This window comes from Dethiosulfatibacter sp. (genome assembly GCF_983023055.1).
This window is the reverse complement of sequence record NZ_CEZJXU010000165.1, coordinates 1-5013: the sequence shown is the minus strand read 5'-3', so window position 1 is coordinate 5013 and position 5013 is coordinate 1. Positions and strand designations below refer to the sequence as shown.

The window sequence follows — 5013 nt, the reverse complement described above, 5'->3', positions numbered from 1 at the left end:
GCAACCGTTCCCTTATTCATAGCTATAATGGAGTTTATTGTCAACAAGGAAAACCGCCTTACAAAAAAGGCATATATAGGCCTGCTGGTGGGATTTGCCGGAGTATTTTACCTTGTATATTCAAGCTCGGAAACTCTCAATATCAGTATAAAATCCTTTGTCATTATAATGATGGCAAGCATTACATGGTCTGTTGGAACACTTTATTCCAAAAATATTGGAGCAAGATGTTCATCTATATACATGGCCGCAATTCAAAATTTTGCAGCTGGAATATGCTTCACCATTATGGCCCTTGTAAGGGGATCATTTAACTCAGTCTCCTTCAACCTTCCTGCAGTTGCAGCCCTTGGACACTTAGTATTCTGTGGTGTTGTGGCCTACTCATGCTACCTTTATATAATGAAGGAGATGCCTGCAGCAAAAGCTGGAACCTATGCATATGTTAATCCTGCAATTGCCATCATCCTTGGATTTTTAATACTAGGCGAAACTATAAACCTTCAAATAGTACTTTCCATGGTTATAATACTCGCGGGAGTATATATGGTTCAAAGCTCAAATCTTAAATTTGTGCAGGAAAAAAAACTTCAAAAAAATACGGATCAATCAAACAGTTCAAATATATAAAGACTTCCAGTATCCTGCAATCTGCAGAGATATAAGGAAGTCTTTTTAGTATTACTAGTATTCGAATTTACAATTTTAATGTCAATTCATAATTATCGCAGTCATTTTGTGATTATAAATCCGTCTTATCTCTGTCTCGTAAACATTATTACCGAAAATATAATCAATGCTCCACTTGCTATATTGAGCATGAAGAGCTTTTCTCCGAGGAAAATAACTGCAAATATTGTTGAAACCACAGGAACAAGGTTTATGAAGAGGGCTGTCCTTGCTGCTCCAAGATCCTTAATTGCCATCTGCTGGATAGTATATCCCAAAACCGATGGGAACACTGCCATATACAGAACAGCCATAAAAGGCATCCATCCTGTCACCGCAAAGTCAATTCTTGCCAGGTCAGGTGCTGCGAATGGAAATACTATCACAGCTGCAGTAAGAAAGGTATATGCTGTAAGCTTTAGAGGCGTAAATCTATGCATTACTTTTTTAACAATTATGGCATATACTGCCCACAGCACGGAACCTACAAGCATCAATAGGTCTCCAATATTAAAGTTAAAGTTTATTATATTGTCCATATTCCAGTCGGACAAAGTCAGAAACACTCCCACCAGGGCTATTATAATGAATAATGCTTTTCTGGATGAAAGTTTTTCCTTAAGAAAAACAGCTGCCAACATTGCAGTCAAAAGAGGATTTATGGCATTAATCATTGCAGCCTTGGATGCCTCTGTATATCTCAATGCAGAAAAGAAGAAAATATGATAACCAATCATTCCCACAGTACCTGTTGCTATAGCATATTTCACATCTTCCCTTTTTATTTTCCAATTATCTTTTTCCACATGAATCATTATTGGAAATATGATTGCTGCAGCAAGAGCCATTCTTAAAAAAGTCAAGACAAGAGGACTCATAAGGTGTACTCCCATCTTTCCTGTTATGAATGCCCCTGCCCAGAATACGGTCACCATAACCATGAGAAGTGATATCTTTAATTCGTTCTTATTCATCTTTTGTCCACCTTTAGGAAAATAGACTTCAAAAATACAAAAAGAACCGTCCCTTTTGTATTTTTGGAAAAGAAAAAGTCGTACATAAATGTACGACCTTATTTTTGATTATTCTACTGCATATGGAAGAAGCGCAACACTTCTTGCCCTCTTAATTGCAGTTGTAACCGTTCTCTGATGTTTTGAGCAAGTACCTGTGATTCTCTTAGGTAGTATCTTGCCTCTCTCAGTTATGTATTTTCTCAATTTACTTACATCTTTAAAATCTATGTAAGTTACCTTGTCTTTACAAAAATTACAAACCTTTTTTCTAGGTCTTCTTCTTTTATTGTTTTTAAATCCTGCCATTATTCAAACCTCCTCTAAAATGGTATATCGTCATCATCAGTAGGTTGAAAAATATCGTCATCGGTAAAGTCAGGAAAACTGTCATTGCTCTTTGGTTTTATCTGAGCTTTTGCTCCTGTCTGATTTCTATCTCCCCAGTCGATAAATTCAACTCTGCTGGCGAGAACTTCAGTAATGTATCTCTTGTCTCCAGCATTTGAAGTATAAGTCCTTGTTTGAATTCTTCCATTAATGGCAGTCATTCTGCCCTTTGCTAGGAAATTCGCGCAAGTTTCAGCTATTTTTCCAAATACAACAATCGGTATAAAATCTGCTGTTGGTTTACCTTGAGCCTGCATTTCATTCTTCTTGTCTTTAGACATTTCTTTATCTACAGCAAGTGTGAAGTTTGCTACTGCCATACCGCTTGATGGTATAAATTTCAATTCGGGATCTCTAACTAATCTTCCAATAATAACTACATTATTCATATCTGCTACCCCTGTCTATTTATCGTCTCTGATTATCATATGTCTCATCATTCTCTCGTTGATTCCACAAACTCTATCAAGTTCTTTTATTACTTCAGTTTTTGCTGTAAATTTAATGATTGTGTAGTAGCCTTCTTTATTCTTCTTAATTTCATAAGCAAGCCTTTTCTGACCCCATTCATCAACATTTTCAACAGTACCTTCGTAATCAGCTATAACTTTTTTAAGTTTGTCGAGTTCAGCATTTCTTACTTCTTCCTCAAGATTTGGGAAAAGTATAAAAACTCCTTCGTACTTGTTCAATATATTCACCTCCTTTTGGACTCTGGCCCTTTTTCGCAAAAGAGCAAGGATATAAGCTTTGATATTATATCATTACCGGCTGTTTAAAGCAAGCAATATTATACATTTATTTATAAAAATTCTTCAGGTTGTTTCACAACATAAACAGCTACATTATCGCAGTATTTACATTTATGTCCTGAATCTCTTAGGACTTCAGGTGCTTCACCTTCGTAGTTTACATAGTCGTCAATTGCCATGTCTATATGCTCTTCACATGAAAAAAATTCTTTATTCACTATCATCTTCCTTTTCAACTACTATCCTGATCCTATCGGCAAAATCCTCAAGGCTCTTGTAATAGAATTCAAAATCAATATCCGTATTCTTAGTTGCAAATTCAGCTATTGATTCGGGCATCAAATCCCTGTACCGTTTGAAGGATTTCTTCTTTATGGTATAGTTGCTGTTTATTATGAATCCGTAGTTTTCCATTTTACCAATATTATCTAACAGATACTGCCTTACAGATGCCGGTATCTTTCCTGCAACTACGGGAGACACTATAACTATTGATGTATACTTAGCAGGATCCCGTTCATATTCAATGGATTCCGTATTTTCAAAATAGGCATCAAAAAGGTTTTTCATATATCCAAAGGTACCCTTTGGCAACTTGACATCTCTAATTTCATCTATAACTCCGTTGAGTTTTGTCGAAATATCGTGTGCAATTTTTTCACTGTTACCGTCTCCGTTATAGTAAACCACTAAAACACCACTCATGTAAATCCTCCTGCTATTGATACCTACTATATAATAAACCTGTTAACATGATATGTCAAACATATATGACAATTTCATAATTTCAATCGTCTGATTTAATTGAAATCATCAGGCTTTTTTTGGAAAACCATGATAAGATCCAACGCATCCCCGTTTCTCATGACTTTCATGACTGCTTCATCTCCAGGCTTGTAGTTGAAAAGCTGCCTATGGACATCTCCCATGTCGTCAATTTTTTCTCCATCGATTTCCTGGATTACGTCCCCTACCATAAGACCTCCAACCTGCGCCGGTGAGTCCTTGAAGATTTCAACCACCACTACTCCGTATTCAGGTGTAAGGTCAACACTAAGCTGCTTTTCATATACCGATACATCAACGCCCTTGATACCAAGATAGACATCTGTCACCACTCCATTTTCAATAACTTCATCTATGATACCCTTAGCCATATTGATTGGTATTGAAAAACCAAGACCTTCAGCTGATGTCATCTTTGCAGTGTTTATTCCTATTACAAGTCCCTCTGAATTAAAGAGAGGTCCTCCACTGTTTCCTGGATTTATTGATGCATCTGTTTGAATCAATGGTTCCATTACAGTGTATTCATCAATCTGTATGGACCTGTTTAGACCACTTATTATTCCTGCAGTCACTGTCCTATCAAGTTCAAGGCTCAATGGGTTTCCTATAGCTACTACCGGCTCTCCTATGCTTAAATCGTCTGAATTACCAAACTCGGCTGCAGGCAATCCTGTTCTGTCAACCTTCACTATGGCAAGGTCAATGGTGGCATTGTTCCACAAAAGCTTTCCTTCTGATTCAGTGCCGTCTATGAACTTGACCCTTATTGTGTCAGCATCTCCATCTGAAATCACATGGGAGTTGGTCAATATATAACCGTCGGAATCCACAATGACTCCCGAACCCATTCCTTCATAGGTCTTTGTTCCCCAGAATATGTCATTGACCTTTTCAGTCGTTACAATTCCCACTACTGTATCCATGGATTTTTCAGCAACAGCCGAGGCATAGTAAAGACTGTCATTTGTATTTACATTTATTTCCCTTATAATACTCAGGTTTCCATCATTTTCTTCAATATTTGACGCTATGAAGTAATATACTCCAAAGCCGCCTATGATTACTCCTGCCAGTGCTCCCGCCATGGCAGTGAAAAAATACTTTTTCCCTTGTCCCCTGTTTTTAGAGACTGGCTCCTCAACAGGTTCCTCCATAGTTTCTTTTATGGATTCTTCAGATGATTTTTCTGAAGTTTCATCAATATTTTTTCCATCAAATTCGTCGTTATTCATAACAAAACCTCCTGTATTAGATGATTTTTATCTGAATTACAGTGTTCTTATTGCACTGCACCTGTCTCTATGGGTCATCTCAAGGATAATATCTCTGTTTAAATCAATTTTGTTTTCCTCTAGTATATTGGACACCGTTCTTTTGGCCAGCTCAGGAAAATTGTTCTC

Annotated in this window: 8 protein-coding genes; 1 reads left to right on the top strand and 7 read right to left on the bottom strand. The window is 37.0% G+C overall.

Translation table 11 applies throughout. The features are described from left to right. The coding region (locus AC3AX0_RS07065; protein WP_487549604.1) for a DMT family transporter at nt 1-630 on the top strand (630 nt) is incomplete at its 5' end. 125 nt (nt 631-755) lie between these two features. Here the strand turns inward: AC3AX0_RS07065 and AC3AX0_RS07060 are convergent. From AC3AX0_RS07060 to AC3AX0_RS07030, 7 genes are all read right to left on the bottom strand, one after another. Beyond that, a complete protein-coding gene (locus AC3AX0_RS07060; RefSeq protein ID WP_487549603.1) occupies nt 756-1643 on the bottom strand; it encodes a DMT family transporter in 888 nt (295 codons plus the stop codon). A 108-nt stretch (nt 1644-1751) separates the two neighbouring features. Then, the gene (gene rpsR, locus AC3AX0_RS07055) at nt 1752-1991 is read right to left on the bottom strand and encodes a 30S ribosomal protein S18 (RefSeq protein WP_487549602.1); all 240 of its coding nucleotides are present in this window, start codon (nt 1989-1991) and stop codon (nt 1752-1754) included. Nucleotides 1992-2005: 14 nt separating this feature from the next. Further along, on the bottom strand, nt 2006-2461 hold the full coding sequence (locus tag AC3AX0_RS07050) for a single-stranded DNA-binding protein (protein WP_487549601.1): 456 nt from the start codon (nt 2459-2461) through the stop codon (nt 2006-2008). 15 nt (nt 2462-2476) lie between these two features. Continuing rightward, complete coding sequence (rpsF, locus tag AC3AX0_RS07045; RefSeq protein ID WP_487549600.1) at nt 2477-2764, bottom strand: 30S ribosomal protein S6; 288 nt, start codon at nt 2762-2764, stop codon at nt 2477-2479. A gap of 110 nt (nt 2765-2874) precedes the next feature. Continuing rightward, nucleotides 2875-3042, bottom strand: coding sequence for a CxxH/CxxC protein (locus AC3AX0_RS07040; RefSeq protein ID WP_487549599.1), 168 nt, complete (start codon nt 3040-3042; stop codon nt 2875-2877). Beyond that, entirely contained in the window at nt 3035-3529 is a 495-nt protein-coding gene (locus AC3AX0_RS07035; protein WP_487549598.1) for a hypothetical protein, read from the bottom strand. The genes AC3AX0_RS07040 and AC3AX0_RS07035 overlap by 8 nt, the downstream gene beginning before the upstream one ends. Before the next feature lie 95 nt (nt 3530-3624). Beyond that, a complete protein-coding gene (locus AC3AX0_RS07030) occupies nt 3625-4845 on the bottom strand; it encodes a S1C family serine protease (RefSeq protein ID WP_487549597.1) in 1221 nt (406 codons plus the stop codon). Between the last annotated feature and the right edge of the window lie 168 nt (nt 4846-5013).